14 protein-coding genes and 1 tRNA gene are annotated in these 17,212 nt (G+C 53.7%); 4 read left to right on the top strand and 11 right to left on the bottom strand.

All coding sequences use genetic code 11. The annotated features are described in order from the left end of the window. Window positions 1-23: 23 nt before the first annotated feature. Together AAIE03_RS22820 and trmB are read right to left on the bottom strand one after the other, a co-directional pair. Entirely contained in the window at window positions 24-350 is a 327-nt protein-coding gene (locus AAIE03_RS22820; RefSeq protein ID WP_008461534.1) for a YggL family protein, read from the bottom strand. Beyond that, window positions 350-1,069, bottom strand: a complete 720-nt coding sequence (gene trmB, locus AAIE03_RS22815; protein WP_166995237.1) for a tRNA (guanosine(46)-N7)-methyltransferase TrmB — start codon at window positions 1,067-1,069, stop codon at window positions 350-352. The genes AAIE03_RS22820 and trmB overlap by 1 nt, the downstream gene beginning before the upstream one ends. Window positions 1,070-1,224: 155 nt before the next feature. On the opposite strand from trmB, the gene mutY reads away from it, so the two are divergent. From mutY to mltC, 3 genes are read left to right on the top strand one after another with little or no spacing between them, the layout of a single operon-like run. Continuing rightward, on the top strand, window positions 1,225-2,307 hold the full coding sequence (gene mutY / locus AAIE03_RS22810; RefSeq protein WP_336708694.1) for an A/G-specific adenine glycosylase: 1,083 nt from the start codon (window positions 1,225-1,227) through the stop codon (window positions 2,305-2,307). A gap of 2 nt (window positions 2,308-2,309) precedes the next feature. Then, on the top strand, window positions 2,310-2,585 hold the full coding sequence (locus tag AAIE03_RS22805) for an oxidative damage protection protein (RefSeq protein ID WP_008461529.1): 276 nt from the start codon (window positions 2,310-2,312) through the stop codon (window positions 2,583-2,585). Between the two features lie 43 nt (window positions 2,586-2,628). Then, the gene (gene mltC / locus AAIE03_RS22800) at window positions 2,629-3,708 is read left to right on the top strand and encodes a membrane-bound lytic murein transglycosylase MltC (RefSeq protein WP_008461527.1); all 1,080 of its coding nucleotides are present in this window, start codon (window positions 2,629-2,631) and stop codon (window positions 3,706-3,708) included. A gap of 122 nt (window positions 3,709-3,830) precedes the next feature. Here mltC and AAIE03_RS22795 read toward each other — a convergent pair whose 3' ends face one another. After that, window positions 3,831-5,966, bottom strand: a complete 2,136-nt coding sequence (locus tag AAIE03_RS22795; RefSeq protein ID WP_166995233.1) for an ornithine decarboxylase — start codon at window positions 5,964-5,966, stop codon at window positions 3,831-3,833. 432 nt (window positions 5,967-6,398) lie between these two features. Here AAIE03_RS22795 and AAIE03_RS22790 point away from each other — a divergent pair. Further along, window positions 6,399-6,474, top strand: a tRNA-Phe gene (locus AAIE03_RS22790). Window positions 6,475-6,735: 261 nt separating this feature from the next. On the opposite strand, the gene AAIE03_RS22785 is transcribed toward AAIE03_RS22790, so the two are convergent. From AAIE03_RS22785 to AAIE03_RS22750, 8 genes are all read right to left on the bottom strand, one after another. Then, the gene (locus AAIE03_RS22785) at window positions 6,736-7,680 is read right to left on the bottom strand and encodes a hypothetical protein (protein WP_336708691.1); all 945 of its coding nucleotides are present in this window, start codon (window positions 7,678-7,680) and stop codon (window positions 6,736-6,738) included. A 227-nt stretch (window positions 7,681-7,907) separates the two neighbouring features. Beyond that, window positions 7,908-8,534 carry a ParB N-terminal domain-containing protein gene (locus AAIE03_RS22780; RefSeq protein WP_166995230.1) on the bottom strand — a complete coding sequence of 209 codons (627 nt, stop codon included), beginning with the start codon at window positions 8,532-8,534 and terminating at the stop codon, window positions 7,908-7,910. Beyond that, a complete protein-coding gene (locus AAIE03_RS22775; protein ID WP_166995229.1) occupies window positions 8,534-9,784 on the bottom strand; it encodes a phosphoadenosine phosphosulfate reductase in 1,251 nt (416 codons plus the stop codon). The genes AAIE03_RS22780 and AAIE03_RS22775 overlap by 1 nt, the downstream gene beginning before the upstream one ends. Before the next feature lie 485 nt (window positions 9,785-10,269). After that, window positions 10,270-12,132 carry a bifunctional glutathionylspermidine amidase/synthase gene (gss, locus tag AAIE03_RS22770; protein ID WP_166995228.1) on the bottom strand — a complete coding sequence of 621 codons (1,863 nt, stop codon included), beginning with the start codon at window positions 12,130-12,132 and terminating at the stop codon, window positions 10,270-10,272. A 211-nt stretch (window positions 12,133-12,343) separates the two neighbouring features. Continuing rightward, window positions 12,344-13,162, bottom strand: a complete 819-nt coding sequence (gene iolB / locus AAIE03_RS22765; RefSeq protein ID WP_166995226.1) for a 5-deoxy-glucuronate isomerase — start codon at window positions 13,160-13,162, stop codon at window positions 12,344-12,346. Between the two features lie 9 nt (window positions 13,163-13,171). Further along, complete coding sequence (iolE, locus tag AAIE03_RS22760) at window positions 13,172-14,062, bottom strand: myo-inosose-2 dehydratase (protein ID WP_008457033.1); 891 nt, start codon at window positions 14,060-14,062, stop codon at window positions 13,172-13,174. 10 nt (window positions 14,063-14,072) lie between these two features. After that, the gene (locus AAIE03_RS22755) at window positions 14,073-15,986 is read right to left on the bottom strand and encodes a bifunctional 5-dehydro-2-deoxygluconokinase/5-dehydro-2-deoxyphosphogluconate aldolase (protein ID WP_008457031.1); all 1,914 of its coding nucleotides are present in this window, start codon (window positions 15,984-15,986) and stop codon (window positions 14,073-14,075) included. Window positions 15,987-15,995: 9 nt separating this feature from the next. Beyond that, the gene (locus AAIE03_RS22750; RefSeq protein ID WP_336708688.1) at window positions 15,996-17,129 is read right to left on the bottom strand and encodes a Gfo/Idh/MocA family protein; all 1,134 of its coding nucleotides are present in this window, start codon (window positions 17,127-17,129) and stop codon (window positions 15,996-15,998) included. Window positions 17,130-17,212: the final 83 nt, after the last annotated feature.

Genomic DNA, 17,212 nt, shown 5'->3' with positions numbered 1-17,212 from the left:
AACCAGCCTGTTTTTGCTAAAGCTTAATCCCACCAGACGTCGAACAGATCGCTGATGCGAACATCTTCGAGTTTGCGGTCTTCTAACCATTTACGCACCAGCGCCTGATGCTCTTCGGTGCATTTGCCAATCTCTTCCATGCACACCAGACCTTCCCAGACCAGGTAACCGCTGCCGTCAAACGCCAGCTTGTTCGGCGCGATCACTTCGGCGATCAGCTCGTCCACGGTTTTATCAATTTGCTCTTCGGAAGTGCCCTCCGGGAAGCGCCAGGCAATCGAGAAGCCCAGTTCCTGGAACTCTTCGATATGCATTTTCTTACGCAGACGACGGCTACGATTCTTTGCCATTATTTCACCCTCTCGAACATTAAGTCCCATACGCCGTGACCAAGACGATGGCCACGTTGTTCAAATTTGGTTACCGGACGTGAGTCCGGACGCGGTACGTAGTCGTGACTCTCCGACTGGTTTTTATACCCTTCGATAGAGGACATCACTTCGAGCATATGTTCAGCATAAGGTTCCCAGTCGGTGGCCATATGGAACACGCCGCCCAGCTTCAGCTTGCGTTTTACCAGGTCAGCAAACGGTGCCTGAACGATACGGCGTTTATTATGACGTGCTTTATGCCATGGATCAGGGAAAAACAGCTGAACCATGTTCAAAGAATTGTCAGGAATCATGTTTTCCAGCACTTCCACCGCGTCGTGGCACATCACACGGAGGTTCTCCACGCCAGCCTCATGCGCGGTGCCCAGGCAGGCGCCCACGCCCGGCGAATGCACTTCAATACCGAGATAGTTATGCTGCGGATTGGTTTGTGCCATGGTTACCAGCGAGGTGCCCATACCAAAACCGATCTCCAGCGTGACCGGCGCTTCGCGGCCAAAAATCTCGCTAAAGTCGGCAGGCTCGGCCTGGAACTCAACGCCCATCACCGGCCAGTAGTTATCCAGCGCGTGCTGCTGGCCTTTTGTCAGACGCCCCTGGCGACGGACAAAGCTGCGGATGCGGCGCAGCACACGGCCTTCTTCATTAAATTCCGGTGAAATGACGTCATTCTTCATGGTTTTCTTAACGCTTCGCTTAGTGTTCGGGAAACGGGCATTATCCAAAGTTAAGGATGAGAAGCAAGTGGCAGAAAGTTCCGGTTTACAGCTTTACGCCGCTGTGCTGGAATCGGCTCCTTTATTACACCTTTGCCGGATATCCCGCGTTGACCATGCAAGCTCCTCAATTCGCCCAACAAGTCCTCGACTGGTACCACAAGTATGGGCGCAAAACCCTGCCGTGGCAGCAGGAGAAAACGCCTTATAAAGTATGGCTCTCTGAGGTAATGTTGCAACAAACCCAGGTCGCGACGGTCATCCCTTATTTTGAGCGCTTTATGGCGCGTTTCCCCACCGTGACCGACCTGGCGAACGCCCCGCTGGACGAAGTGCTGCACCTGTGGACGGGGCTGGGCTATTACGCTCGTGCGCGCAATCTGCATAAAGCCGCTAAACACGTTGCCGATAAACACGGTGGCGTTTTCCCTGAAACGTATGACGAAGTGGCCGACCTGCCTGGCGTCGGGCGCTCAACCGCAGGCGCGATTCTGTCTCTTTCGTTGGGTAAACACTTCCCGATTCTCGATGGCAACGTAAAGCGCGTGCTCGCCCGTTGCTATGCCGTTTCCGGCTGGCCGGGCAAAAAAGAGGTTGAAAACCGCCTCTGGGAAATCAGCGAACGCGTAACCCCTGCACAGGGCGTTAGCCAGTTTAATCAGGCGATGATGGACCTCGGGGCCATGGTCTGCACCCGCTCAAAGCCAAAATGCGAGCTTTGCCCGCTGAACAACGGCTGCGTGGCCTATGCCAACCACAGCTGGGCGAACTATCCCGGCAAGAAGCCTAAAGTGACGCTGCCTGAACGCACCGGCTATATGCTGATGATGCAGCATGGCGATGAAGTCTTCCTGGCGCAGCGCCCGGCGGTCGGGCTATGGGGAGGCCTATTCTGCTTCCCACAGTTCGCTGAAGAACAGGAATTACATCGCTGGCTGGAGCAGAGAGGTATTCCGGCAGATAATCTCACGCAGTTAACGGCTTTCCGCCACACCTTTAGCCATTTCCATTTAGACATTGTGCCGATGTGGCTTCCGGTGTCGTCCATGGACGCCTGCATGGATGAAGGCCCCGCTCTCTGGTATAACTTAGGCCAGCCACCGTCTGTCGGGCTGGCGGCTCCCGTGGAACGCCTGCTACAACAATTACGAGCCGAACCGGTTGCCTTAGCGCCCGTTCGTGCCGAAGAAGAGGAATAATCATGAGCAGAACGATTTTTTGTACTTACCTGCAGCGCGATGCTGAAGGCCAGGATTTCCAGCTGTACCCGGGCGAACTGGGCAAGCGGATCTACAACGAAATCTCCAAAGAAGCCTGGGCGCAGTGGCAGTCCAAGCAGACCATGCTGATCAATGAAAGAAAGATGAGCATGATGAACCCGGAACACCGCAAAGAGCTGGAAAACGAGATGGTCAATTTCCTGTTTGAAGGGAAAGAAGTCCATATCGAAGGCTTTACCCCGCCAGAAAAACAGTAATCGTCGGCACCTTTTTGCAAACACAACACGCATACACGGAATGATGAAAAAACTTCTCGCGCTGGCTCTCGTGGCCCCGTTGCTGATCTCCTGCTCCAGTAAAAAAGGCGATGACGCTTTTAACGAAGCCTACGTAAAGGACACCAACGGGTTTGATATTTTGATGGGGCAGTTTGCCAACAACATCGAAAATATCTGGGGTATGAAAGAGGTCCTGATCGCAGGCCCGAAAGATTACGTCAAATACACCGACCAATATCTGACGCGTAGCCATATCAACTTTGATGAAGGTACCATCACCGTTGAGACCATCGCGGGCACCGATCCTGCCGCGCACCTGCGCCAGGCCATCATTACCACCCTGCTGATGGGGGACGATCCTGGCTCAATAGATCTCTATTCCGATGCCAACGACGTCCAGATCTCCAAAGAGCCGTTCCTTTACGGCCAGGTCGTGGATAACACTGGCCAGCCCATTCGCTGGGAAGGCCGTGCGACGAAGTTTGCCGACTATCTGCTGCAAACGCGCCTGCAAAAGCGCAGTACCGGGCTGAAAATCGTCTATAGCGTGACCATCAATCTTGTGCCTAACCACCTCGACAAACGAGCACATAAATACATCGGTATGGTGCGTAAAGCGTCGAAGAAATACGGCGTGGACGAGTCGCTGATTCTGGCCATCATGCAGACGGAATCCAGCTTCAACCCGTATGCGGTAAGCCACGCGGATGCACTGGGCCTGATGCAGGTTGTTCAGCACAGCGCCGGGGTTGACGTGTTTAAGGCGCAGGGTAAATGGGGCAAACCAAGCCGCAGCTTCCTGTTCGACCCGGAAAGCAACATTGATACCGGCACGGCCTATCTGGCGATTTTGCAGAACAGCTATCTGGGGCAGATTGATAACCCAACGTCACGTCGCTATGCGGTGATTACGGCCTATAACGGCGGCGCGGGCAGCGTGCTGCGGGTGTTCTCTAACGATAAGATGCAGGCGTTTAGCCTGATTAACAGCATGGCGCCGGGCGATGTCTATCAAACGTTGACCACGCGACATCCGTCCGCAGAGTCTCGTCGTTACCTGTACAAAGTGAATAACGCCCAGAAGAGCTATCGCCGGCGGTAATTTACCCTCACCCTAACCCTCTCCCTAAAAGGGAGAGGGGACTTTCCGGGAATACACTTCTTCACCCTTCTTTCCTCCCTCGCCCCCTTGGGGAGAGGGCTGGGGTGAGGGGCTATTCCCTCTTACTTCAGCATGTAGCCGTACAGCCGCTTAATGCCGTCCGAATCCGTCTCGCTGTACACGCCCTGCAGCTCAGGGGAGAAGCCTGGCAGCATATTCACGCCCTCTTCCAGCGCCAGGAAGTAACGCAGTGCCGCCCCGCCCCAAACTTCACCCGGCACCACGCAAAGCACGCCCGGAGGATAAGGCAACGCGCCTTCCGCCGCGATACGTCCTTCAGATTCGCTCAGGCGCACCAGCTCCACGTTGCCGCGAATAAACTCGATGTTTGCGTCCTGCGGGTTCACCACCACGGCAGGCAGGCTCTCCTTGCGGAACATCGCTTTCTGCAGCTCTTTAACCTCAAAACTCACGTACAGATCGTGCATCTCCTGGCAAAGCTGGCGCAGGGTGTAACCCTTGTAGCGCACCGGGTATTTCTGATAAATCGTGGGCAGCACATCCGCCAGCGGCGTGTCGTCCTCAATATGCTGTTCAAACTGCGCCAGCATGGCCACCAGCTGAGCCAGCTTCTCGTGGCTCTCCGCCGGGGTAAGCAGGAACAAGATCGAGTTAAGATCCGACTTTTCCGGCACAATTCCGTTTTCACGCAGATAGTTAGCGAGGATTGCCGCTGGCACACCGAACTCGGTGTAGCGCCCGGTTTCGGGATCGATGCCCGGCGTGGTTAGAAGCAGCTTGCAGGGATCGACAAAATATTCGTCCTTCGCATAACCTTCAAAACCGTGCCAGCGCTCACCGGGTTCAAAGCTGAAGAAGCGGCGCTCCTGAGCAATCTTCTCCGTGGGGTGATCCTGCCACGGCCGCCCGGCCACTTCCGGCGGAATAAACGGCTTGATCATCTTACAGTTGGCGATAATCGCCTTGCGCGCTTCAATGCCCAGTGCCACACATTCCGCCCACAGGCGACGACCACTTTCGCCCTCGTGGATCTTGGCATTTACATCCAGCGCGGCAAACAGCGGGTAAAACGGGCTGGTTGAAGCATGCAGCATGAAAGCATTGTTAAGCCGCTTGTGCGGGCAAAAACGGGCCTGACCGCGAAGATGGTTATCTTTCTTATGGATCTGCGAAGTCTGGGAGAATCCGGCCTGCTGCTTGTGAACCGACTGAGTGACAAAGATCCCCGGATCGTTTTCATTCAGCTCCAGTAACAGCGGCGAACAGTCCGCCATCATCGGAATAAACTGCTCGTAGCCGACCCAGGCCGAATCAAAGAGGATGTAATCGCACAGATGGCCGATGTTATCTACCACCTGGCGAGCGTTATAAATTGTGCCGTCATAGGTGCCGAGCTGGATCACCGCCAGGCGGAAAGGCCTTGCCTCCTGAGCTCGTTCAGGTGCCACTTCCGAAATCAGCTCCCGCAGGTATTTCTCATCAAAACAGTGCGCATCAATGCCGCCGATAAAGCCAAAGGGATTGCGGGAAGCTTCCAGATAAACCGGCGTAGCACCGGCCTGGATGAGTGCGCCGTGGTGGTTTGATTTATGGTTGTTGCGGTCAAACAGCACCAGATCGCCGCGTGTCAGCAGAGCATTGGTCACCACTTTGTTCGCCGCAGAGGTACCGTTAAGCACGAAATAAGTTTTGTCGGCGTGGAAAACTTTCGCGGCAAACTTCTGCGCGTGCTTAGCTGAGCCTTCGTGGATCAGCAGGTCACCCAGCTTAACGTCCGCGTTGCACATGTCTGCACGAAATACGTTCTCACCAAAGAAATCATAAAACTGCCGTCCCGCCGGGTGTTTTTTAAAGAATTTCCCGTGCTGGTGCCCAGGGCAGGCAAAAGTGCTGTTGTCCATCGCCACGTATTTGGTCAGCGTGTTGAAGAACGGTGGCAACAGATCTTCTTCGTAGCCGCTGGCCGCGGTTTCCAGCTCCAGATAATCCTGCGCTTTCCCGGCAATCACGCCGGTTACCGCAGGCAAACCGTCAACGGCGGTTTCGCTAAAAATAAACACCGGCAAATTAAAACCCGAGCGTTTAAGCAAGGCCAGAATGCCGCTGCGGCTGTCCGCAACGGAGATGACAACTGCCGCCACATCGGTGAAGTCGGTCTCGTCGAGCGTGACCACTTCACGATGCGTTGAGAGTAATGCAGCCACGTCGTGACTGGCGGCAATTTTCAGTGATTTCATAAGCACAAATCCCCGTCTGCAAGGATGAGTGAGTGCCATCCGGCACGGCAAAGGGAAAATTCCCCAACGAAGGCGTTCTGAAGGTCTTAGGTGTGAATCCACTTCGACCGCCAGACATCAGTAAAACCAGGCGATTCCTGATTTTACTGATGTCCTGCAGCGAGCAAGCATTGCCCTCACCGCATGGTGAGCAAGGGACTTCGGAAGGTTATAGCAGCACGGACGAGCGCCATCCCGAAAGATGCATGGGAATTGAGAGTGAACATCAAGGCGCCCCGTAGTGGATAAGAAAACTGGCGCAATCATGGCACCTTCTGCCAGGGGGTTCAACATGAAGTCTGTAACAGCCCGCACATAAATCAGGCAAACGCACCGTGCCGTGCAACAAAGCCATTGACGCGGAATGGGGTTTACGGTTTAATGCGCCCCGTTGCCCGGATAGCTCAGTCGGTAGAGCAGGGGATTGAAAATCCCCGTGTCCTTGGTTCGATTCCGAGTCCGGGCACCACTATTTAGAAGAACCCGCCTATGGCGGGTTTTTTGCTTTTGGCGAAACGGACTCTGCATCGAACTGAAAGTCGATTATTCGTCTCATCCCTGAGACTCACCCCTTCGGGGCCAGCGCAAGCGCTGTTCAAAAACGTTCCCGACGTTTTAGTATTCGTCTCATCCCTGAGACTCACCCCATAAGGGTCCAACGCAAGCGCTGTTCAAAAACGCTCCCGTTTTACACGATACAAATTTTCAGGGCTAATATTGAGAATGCATATTAGGCAAAACTATAATTTGATAATTTAAAAACTTCAGGAGAATAAGAGCTTTGCTCAAATCCAGCATTGATAATAACCTGGTTCAATGGATTTATGCGCAACAACCCTCCCTTCGACCAACAGCAAGTAAATTCATTAAGATTATTTACTCGCAGTAATTTTTTAATAAATTCTAAATCTTTAAGAACCATCTCTATCAGTTGAGGACCGACCCGTCCACTGGAGAGAAGACTTTTTATCCCTGCATAAAAAGGACGGTAAGATATTCCATTTAATCTGATTCTATCTGTTGCAGGAAGTCCAGAATATATATTCAGGCCAGTTCGCCCAACAACTAAAATCTCATTGTACTCGGCCGTAGTTTGTTGACGCCTAATTTGACGATGAATTTCCTCAACGGATAACAAAGTATTATAAGGTTTATTCATTCTAAAGTTACCTTTAGTAGGCCTATTTTTCCCTTGAAATATAGCGTCTGCCAAAGCGTAACTATCGACCAGTGCTCCTGAAGGAACAGCTCCCTCTCTACCCGCAAAATTAGGGAATGCCACATCCTGTAGGTGAGTGCCCAGAATATTTTGCACAGGTACATTTAAATCCAATGCAATAGGGAGCGGTGCTATACCACATCCCGCTAAACGAGCCGGTATTTTTTTTACAACGCAGCAGCATGAAATAACATCCCAACTATTTAAGATCGACTCAGCAGAACGTTGCTCGAATGGAGATATAACATTTCGACCAGCTCGACTCATACTACAGATGCCACTGATAGTATGAATAATTTTAAGATCTCCATTTATATCGATTCGCCGCCGCCAACCATCGAGTATTCTCTTGGTCTCTAGCTCACTATATCTTTTATTTAGATATTCATCTCTAAACCTTGCAATTTTATTCTTATCAAGTTTCTCGCCAAACTTTTTCAAGTTAATATTTAACATAAAAACCTTACATTAACAAATGGTGAACATTGAAAACACATTAAACACCATCAAATATAAATTCAACAAAAATTGGCTTAACTACTTCCAAATACGTTCATTAAAACATTAACATACATTAATTAAGACTCTTGTAACGCCATTAATTATTTTCACCTACAATATTTATCGTCCAGACACACAACTTAAAGCCCCCCAAAAGCGTTTTTTTTACTATTTAAAACGCGCTATTTTATCGTCCACGCATCACTAAACTGTTCGCTACTGAACAGCTCAGACAGGCCGCTAATCTGCTTCAGGCGCAGCACTTCATCAGCGTCCATCCCCAATTCTGATCCGATTTTCAAATCATCCCAGCCCAGACGGGAAAGATCGCGGACAATATCGGACATCGCCGTTACCTGATGTTTTCCACGCGCCCGGTTATGGCGCACCGTCGCGGCAATACATTCGGCTTCACCACTGGATTCCAGGTTTACCACCGTAATAGGAAGAAAACCGTTGATCCTCTTTTTTGCCACAGGCGATGTTTTTCCTACCAAATGCCGGTGAAACCCATCCACGACCTGAAACTTATCTTTCAGCGGCGTCACCACAATAGGCTGAGTGAATCCATCTGTCTCAATTGAAAGCTGTAACAAGCTTCGTTCAACGGGTGCCATAACGTTAGGGTTATAATCATTGGCCACAATATCGCCCTCACGAACCCAAAGGACACAATCAACCGGCTCTTTTTTAAAAGGGCTGTGCTGATGCATGACTTTTTTGACTTCATTGATTGCGTCCACTTTTGACTCATCCGATTCGACGGAAGAAAGATAATTATCCAGTTGTTTTAATAGCGTATTAAGCATCAGAGGATCCCCCACATTTGTCGTTTCTTTTGTATCCTTTCAAGGTACCGGTTGTAGTGCTGTGGCTTATTAGGGCTAAATGATAGCGTCCGACACCAAAAGTCATTCTTCAATAGCGTCTTACATATCCTTCGCCACGAGGGTATATCTCTCGAGCCGGAATCTTTATCCTGCTCATCAGGAATATTTTCTGGAAACTCTCGTTCTCTATACCATTTTAAATAAATGGCAATTTTATTCTTGTAATGCTCCGCTGTTTTTTCCGGCATCGATGCCAGTAAAAACATGGCGTACTCTTGCCAGGTTAAATGGCTCGGTTTTGTGATGCTAGTATTGCGGGCATAGAAAGAACCGCTCTGATGCGCATAAATAGCGCCGCTGTTGGCGCCAGCCACGCGCATGCATACCCGGGACCAGGTTTCAGGCTCCAGAACATGGTAGAGCCAAAGCCCACGGCGCGCCTCCGGGCCAAAAGGTTCACACACCCTCATCGCTTTCATAGGGACACCGGCGCGATACATCAGGTCATAAAGCGGATTCCCGGCAGCTTTATATTTGCCGTTAAAAATCCAGATATCCTGTACCTTCCAGTCGTACAAAGGATAAGCGACACAAAAATTGCCCTCCCGGCTGGCCGTAGTCCAGGGCTTATCATCGGCATAGCGGGTTTTGCTTTGTGAAGCCAGCGCTAAAAAACGGTTGAGGGATTCGTCGGCCCGGATGCCGGTTAACGTGGCCAGACCTTTATCGCCGGAAAGCCAGCGTGAGAACGCTGGCATAAATTCTTCAAAGGTCATGCCATAGCGATAGAAGGGGAAGAAGTTTGGATCGGTAATGGCGTCTTCCGGCGGCTGGCGAACCCATTCCACGCCCTCCTCCCAGCAAATCCATTCCGGCTGAGCCTGCGAAACCCCGTTCACCGTGGTTAGCGGCAAAGCGACCCAGTAAAAATGCCCAACGATATCGTCATATTGCTGCCTGAGTCGCAATACATGGTCGATGGTATACTGGAACTGAACTTCCCAGTCGATAAACAGCACGTCAAACTGACGCTCCCGGCGGCGAGCGATTTCAGCCACAAGGTGAAAAAGCACGCTGGAATCCTTTCCACCGGAAAAAGAGACGCAGACCTGATCAAAGGTATCGAATACCCAATCGATTCTCTTTTTAGAAGCATTAAGAACATTATCACCAAGAATGATTTTTTTATCTTTTCTCACAAAAACTCCCTTTAACTGCTGTCTCAACATTACTACGACAGCAAAATCCCTGCATTTCGTTCAATCCACCCAGGATATCTTAGCGCACCAGCCTGGTAATATCCTCCGCCAGGAAAACCACGCTCTCCGGATAAAGCATTTACATAAATTATGATTCGCATATTTTATATAAACACCATCAATACCGCAGTGCGGTTATGTTATATCCAGCCTCAACCCCAGACAATAAAAATTTAAAATCATCAAGAAAAAATCGCAATTAATTGAATTACCTATATTTAAAATGTAAACAAAAAAATACATCAACAAAAAAATCAAAGAAGCCCTATCTACAGCCTGGCGTTAATTTTATTAAAATAATCGCAGATTAATAAAATGGATAACCACGATAGAAATAAAAAATAGCGCAGGCCATGCTGAAACAGAATAGATGAACTACCGTGGTATAAGCGGGCGACTTGCCCGGATCGAAGCAGCATCCGGGCCATCAACTCATCCTTAGGGACGATCAACCGCTACCTGTTTTTGACCACAATCAGCGGCTCGATATCGCTCTCTTTTTTAATCACCAGCGAATCATCGCCACGCAGGCAAGTGCCGCCGTAGCTGCCACCCACGGTAAAAGTGCAGACCTGGATGTATTTGCCATCCACCTTCGGCAGGCACCACAGCTGCTGATAGATATTCTTGCGATCCACGAACTTGCCGCTGGTTTTATCCAGCAGTTCATCATGGTGGCTGACCAGATCGATATTGCTGCCGCAGCGCCCGGCAATTGGCTTCACCGCGTAGCCGGTTTTTGACAGCAGGTTGTTCACCTCGAAATCCGTATCCAGCAGGTAACGGTGGTTCGGGAACAGCTGCCAGAGCACCGGCAGAATGGCTTTATTACCGGGGATCACCGTCCACAGCGGTTCAAACACCAGCACTTCCGGGCGAAGCAAGACGTCAATCAGGCGCACTTCTCCCTGTGGATGGCCGGTACGGATCGGCACGGCGGCATATTCGGTTTCGCTAACCTCACGAATTTGCTCAATCGCGGTTTCCCACGCCCAGGTTTTCCAGACACAGTTCACCGCCCGGCCATCATTATCAATAAGCTGCCCGGCGCTGTCCCAGTTCAACTCGCCCAGGCCGTGCAATATTTTGGTGTCAAACCCGGCCTGCAACAGCGAACGCTGCATAAACAACGCGTGGTAATCCTCCTCGGCGTCATTGTCCTGCATAATATGGACAAACGGCCGGGCGCTGCTGTGCTTCCAGGCCCCGGTAAGCTCTTCCAGCAACCCTTCCGCCGGATTATGCCCGGTGCCCCGGTATCCCGTCTTAACCCACTCCTCAAGGATAAGCCCGCTTTCGGTGTGGCAGGAGGCTGAATCGGCGTTGTATTCGTACACCTTCAGCCCGCGCTCATCCATGCAAAAATCCATGCGGCCGCTGACCATCTGGTGGCGGCGCCATTGCCAGGAAAGCCTCAGACGCGGCCAGAGAATTTTGGGAATATCAAAGAGTGCCAGAAGACTGTCGTCTTTCAGCACTTTATCCGTGGCGTGCAGGTACATCAGGTGTAGCTCGTTGGTGGCCTTGATCAGTTCCTGCTCGGCGCTTTCGGTAATAGTGAAATACTGGCAAGGATCTTTATTAATAATGTGGCCATTGGCCTGTATATAGGCCAGCTGGAGTTCATCTTTTTCATTCAGCCATTTGCCGTCGAACTGGCGCTTATTGGCCAGGCGAGCCCCACCAATTTTTAGCGCTTCACCGCCGATTTCCGGCTGTGGCTCGCTGTTGGTCGTCTCTTCAGTTTGAATCATCCAGCCAAGAATCGACGTGTCAGCAAACGTATCCTGCAGCGTATAGTGACCGTCGCGTTCAACCAGGATTAGCTCGCGCGTCCACTGCTGCCCGACGGGTAACGGCGCATGAATCACGTTCTGCTCGGCAATGCGCACTTTATTGCCGATAAGCTGAGTGATCACCGCGACATGGCCAGTTTCATGAAATTCGCCGCCCTTCTGCCAGATAAGTAACGCGCCCGCCTCCGGCGCTCGTTTTGAGCCATTCGCAAAGGCCTGCAGCGGCAGAATATTGTCGTTCACCACCTGACGTAAAAATCGCAGCGAGAAAATTTCCCACGCCATGTGAACGTCAGTGAAGACAAAGCCGTAGTTTAAGAAGAGAAAGCGGCGGGCAAACTCTACGCACTGCCATTTGTGGCCCATGTATTCGTTGCCGATGTAGCTGCGAAACTCCGCGTCTTCGGGGTAATTTTTCGGGTCGAGGCTGCCGTAATTAGAGGAGTAAATCGCTACGCCACCCGGCGCATAGCCCAGAAGTGTACCAAAGGGCGAATCGTTGTCTGGTGTTCCTGTATGCATGTGTCCAACCTAAATCAGGCAGGCGGCAAAGGTCACGCGGATTGTCGTCTGCACGTTAAAATTAACCTGACAGAGAAGCCGTTATCATACACCTCTGCCAACGGTTTTGTGCAGTCGCGCTTCGTTTAAACAGACATATTCCGGCAGGTCGGGGCCCAAAGAAAAAGGCTGCCTCAGCGGGCAGCCTTTGTTTAAAAGTGACTCAGCCAGTTTATTTGTTCCCGTACTCGCTGCCGTTAACCCAGGCGTGATCTTTCTCCCAGGTAAACATCCACTTGCGTACCGGCCCCGCCATCACGTTCAGGTAATAGCTGTCGTATCCGGCCATCGTCGCCACCGGGTGGTAGCCTTTCGGCACTTTCACCACGTCTTTGTCGTACACCGCCATGCACTCATCCAACGAGCGGTCATCGGTATACACACGCTGCAGACAGAACCCCTGCGGCGGGTTGAGGCGGTGATAATAAGTCTCTTCGAGATAGGTTTCGTTGGGCGGATTATCGGTGTCGTGCTTGTGGCTCGGGTACGAGCTGGTGCAGCCCTCGTTGGTATACACCTCCACCACCAGCAGGCTGTCGGCGGGCTTATCCTCCGGCAGAATATTGTGGACATAGCGCTGGTTGTGGCCTTTACCGCGCGCCTCGGCATCAATATCCTGCGGGGCAATGAGCCGCGTGGCATAAGTCCCTTTACCCGGCGCGGAGCAAACGGCCAGTTCGAGCGCGGTGAGCGCCAGAACCTTAACCCCCTCGCCGGACGTCACGTACACGGCCCAGGGTTTACGGCGCTCAAACGGGCTCATGCGGTCGCCTATTTCAGGGAAGCGAGCGAGCGGCGTGTCCACCGTCGCACGTCCTGCGACCAGCACCAGGCAGCGCTCTTCCTCCACGGCGGGCAGTTCCAGAACCTGCCCTTCCTGAAGCTGATAAGCGGCAAATCCCACGTAGCCCCAGCCCGCGTTTTCCGGCGTGACGCACTGCGTCTGCCCCTGCGCGTCCGGCTGCTGCCAGCGGGAAAGTAATTCGGCCATTCTCCCTCCTTAAATCAGCCCGGCTTCGCGAGCAAAACGGCTCAAATTAGCGTAGCCCAGCCGCGCGTAGGTCATCGGGTGTGCCACCGCCGGATCCTGCTCGGCCTCAACTACCAGCCAGCCCTGATAGCCATGCTTTTTCAGCAGCGCCATGATCGGCGGGTAGTTCACGCAGCCATCGCCCGGCACGGTAAATACGCCGCTCAGGACCGCATCCAGGAAGCTGGTTTTGCGGTTTTTCACGTCCGCCAGCACGCCAGCGCGCACATCTTTGCAATGCACGTGGTTAATGCGCGAGATCCAGCGCTCGGCCACCGCCAGCGGATCGGCCCCCGCAAAAGTCAGATGCCCGGTGTCCAGCAGCAGCCCGACTTCCGGCCCTGTGTGAACCATCAAATTATTCACGTCATCCGCGCTCTCTATCACCGTTCCCATATGGTGGTGATAGGCAATTTGCACGCCCTGCTGCTGGGTATAACGGGCGAACGCGGTAAGCTTTTCGCCGTACTCCTGCCAGCGTTCGGCAGGGAAACGGGGCCGTAAATGCACCGGAGTTTGCTGCTCACCGTGAATGCAGTGGGTGACTTCGGCAAATACCAACACCTTCGCCCCCAGTTCGCGCAGCAGCGTCAGGTGCGGCTGCACGGCCTCAATTTCCTGCTCAACGGAGCGCTCAAGCAAACGGCCAGAATACCAGCCGGAGACCAGCTTCAAATCATGCTTATCGAGAATCGGCCCCAGCACGCCGGCCTCTCGCGGGAATTTATTCCCCAGTTCAAAACCTTCAAATCCGGCCTCTTTTCCTTCGCTCAGGCAGGTGTCCAGCGGCGTGTCGGCGCCCAAAGAAGGCAGATCGTCATTGGTCCAGGTCAGCGGGTTAATACCTAAATGCACGGTCATAATGCTCTCCTTATTGTTTATGCTGGCCGCGCTCGCGCCACAGGGCGATCAGCCGCAGGTAATTGTCACGGATGCGCGCCACCAGCTGCGCATCGTCGATATCGCGTTTTAACCAGGCCTGCGAGGCTTCGCCAAACAGCGTGCGCCCTACCGCAAAGCCTTTCACAATCGGGTAATTAGCGGCGGCATTGAAGCCATCACGCAGCACCTCTACCGGGGCATCCAGGCCGAGGATCACCACGCCGCGGCAGTGGGGATCGCGTTTATCCACCAGCTCGCTCAGGGCCGCCCAGCCAGCGCTGCTCAGCGGCGGCAGCTTCCACCAGTCCGGGTAGATACCGAGGTTGTAGAAGCGGGAAACGGCTCTGAGATAAAGCTCGTCGCTGCGCGGCATATTCGCCGGGAGGATAACTTCCAGCAGCAGCTCGTGGCCCGACTGGCAGCAGGCGCGGTACACTTCGGCAATCTTCTGCTCCTGCTCCAGACGCAGAGCGTGGGCATCTTCCGGGTGGAAAAAGACCAGGCACTTAACAATGTGTTCCTGCGGCCAGCTAATCAGCTGCGAGCCGATGTTGCCATGTTCCATTTCCAACGGGCGTGACCCTGGCAGCTCAATCGGGCGACCGATCCACCAGCCTTCACCGGTGATGGAATTCAGCGCGTCCTGGCCGAAGGTGCCATCGCACAACAGCCCGGCTTTGCCCTCCAGCTCGGCACGCTGAGCGGCTTCGCGGCTAGCCTGTAAAATCAATTGTTTAAGCACCGGAATTCGGCGTAAATCCGCGCCGCTTTTCAGCGCCATCTCTTCCAGTTGGCTGCGGTGATCGAACGCCATCACGCAGAGTTCCGGCCACTGGCGTCGACGCGTGGTAACGCGGTGCAGGTGATTCAGGCGTGCGTCGAGATCCGGGCGAGGCACCTGATGTTCACGCGAAAGGTAATCATCCAGCTCAATTTTGCTCGGCATCGCCGGGGCGCAGCCATGGCGTGAAACCACCAGTGCACCGCAGGCATTGGCATAGCGGCAGGCCTGCTCCCAGCCTTCGTCATTGAGGTAGCCGCGCAGCAGGCCGGACATGAACGCGTCCCCCGCGCCCAGCACGTTGAGCACTTCCACGCGCACGCCGCTGACGTTTATCCCGCCATCCAGCGAGTCAGGGATCAGCCCGAGGAACACGGAACAACCTTGCGCGCCTCGCTTACAGACCAACGTCGCCTCGGTGTTCTGCCGCACTTTTTTCAGTGCCGCGAGCGTGTCGATTGACCCGCCGGCAATGTGGAATTCTTCTTCGGTGCCGACAATCACATCAAAAAGATGCAGAACCGTTTGCAGCTGGGTTGTGACCTGTTCGGCTTCAACAAAGCGCGTCTCGCCGTCGCCGAGGGAGGTCAGCCCCCACAGCACCGGGCGATAATCAATATCCAGCACGGTGCGAACATCGTTCCGGCGGGCATAGCTCAGCGCAGTCAGCACCGCCTCACGGGTACGCGGGTTTGAGAGGTGCGTGCCGGTAATCGCCAGGCAGCGGGCAGAGGCAATGTACTCTTCGCTGAAATCGTCCGCCGTAATCGCCATATCCGCGCAGTTGTCGCGATAAAAAATCAGCGGGAAAGTGTCGCGATCTTTGATGCCCAGCAGCACCAGCGCCGTCAGCCGCTCTTTGTCGGTAATTAAATGGCTGGTGTCGCAGCCGACCTGGCTAAGTTCTTCGCGCAGAAAGCGCCCCATGTGCTCGTCGCCAACGCGCGCCAGCATGGAAGATTTCAGCCCCTGGCGAGCGGTACCGTAGGCCACATTGCCGGAGGAGCCGCCAAGATAACGGGCGAAGCTGCTGGCATCTTCCAGCCGCGCACCAATCTGCTGGCTGTAGAGATCTACCGCGACCCGCCCCATGCAAATCAGATCCAACTGCTTTTCTTTCATGCTTCGTCCTCAGACAATGTCAGATACGTTGACCCAGCGCCCCTGCTGGTGTGACAGGGCGATAGCGTCGAGAATGCGCGACACCTTCCAGCCCTCTTCAAAGTCCGGCCACATCGGCTTATCAGTGGCAATGCCGTCGATCAGATCGCGTACTTCCACCGTTTTTTGATCGTTAAAGCCAATGCCGTGCCCCGCCCCCATACAGAACGAGCCGTAATCCGGGTGAGCCGGACCAACCAGCAGCGTGCGGAACCCCTGGCGGCCTTCGGGATCGCTTTGCAGATAAAGTTTCAGCTCCGCCATGCGTTCCTGGGTAAAGCTCAACGCCCCTTTCGTGCCGGTGATTGTCCAGGTCAGCCCCATTTTTCTACCGCTGGCGACACGTGACGTTTCGATCACGCCCTGGGCGCCGCCTTCAAAACGCACCATCGCGTGGGCCTGATCTTCGTTTTCCACGGCGATCATTTCGCTGCTGCCAGCGGAAGCCGGGCGCTCCGGCATCACGATTTTCAGGTCACCGCAGACTTCGTGGATATCGCCCACCAGGTACTGCGCCATATTGACAATGTGCGCCGCCAGATCCCCCAGCGCGCCAAGCCCGGCGGTTTCTTTGAAACAGTGCCAGTGGATCGGCGAAAGCGGATCGGCCATATAGTCTTCATTGTGGGTGCCGTAGAAGTGGATCACTTCCCCGATCTCACCGCGTGCAATGATCTGCTTTGCCAGCTGCGCCGTCGGGTTCTTCATGTAGTTGAAGCCGACCAATGTCTTCACTCCAGCCAAATCGGCAGCATCCACCATCAGGCGTGCGTCGCGGGCGTTAAGCGCCAGCGGCTTTTCTGAATAGACGTGCTTGCCGTGGCGAATCGCTTCCAGCGCCATCTCTTTATGCAGGTGGTTTGGGGAACAAATGTCCACCACGTCAATGTTCGGGTCCGCTACCAGTTCGCGCCAGTCGCCGGTGGAGCGATTAAACCCAAACGCCGCGGCGCGTTTTGCCGCCAGCTCCGGCGTGATTTCCGCTACCATTTCACGCACCAGTTCGCCCTGCAGGTCAAAGACCGTCGGCGCCTGGGCGTAGGCGATGGCGTGGGCTTTGCCGATGTAGCCGGTGCCGATTAAACCAATTCTGACCTTTTTCATGTGTTGTTCCTGAAGTCGTGACTAGCCTTTGTACCCTCACCCCACCCCTCTCCCTGAATGGGAGAGGGTTAGGATGAGGGGCA

Source organism: Pantoea sp. Ae19-2 (assembly GCF_059801205.1).
Note: the sequence above shows the minus strand (reverse complement) of the source record. Positions and strands in the feature narration are given on the sequence as shown.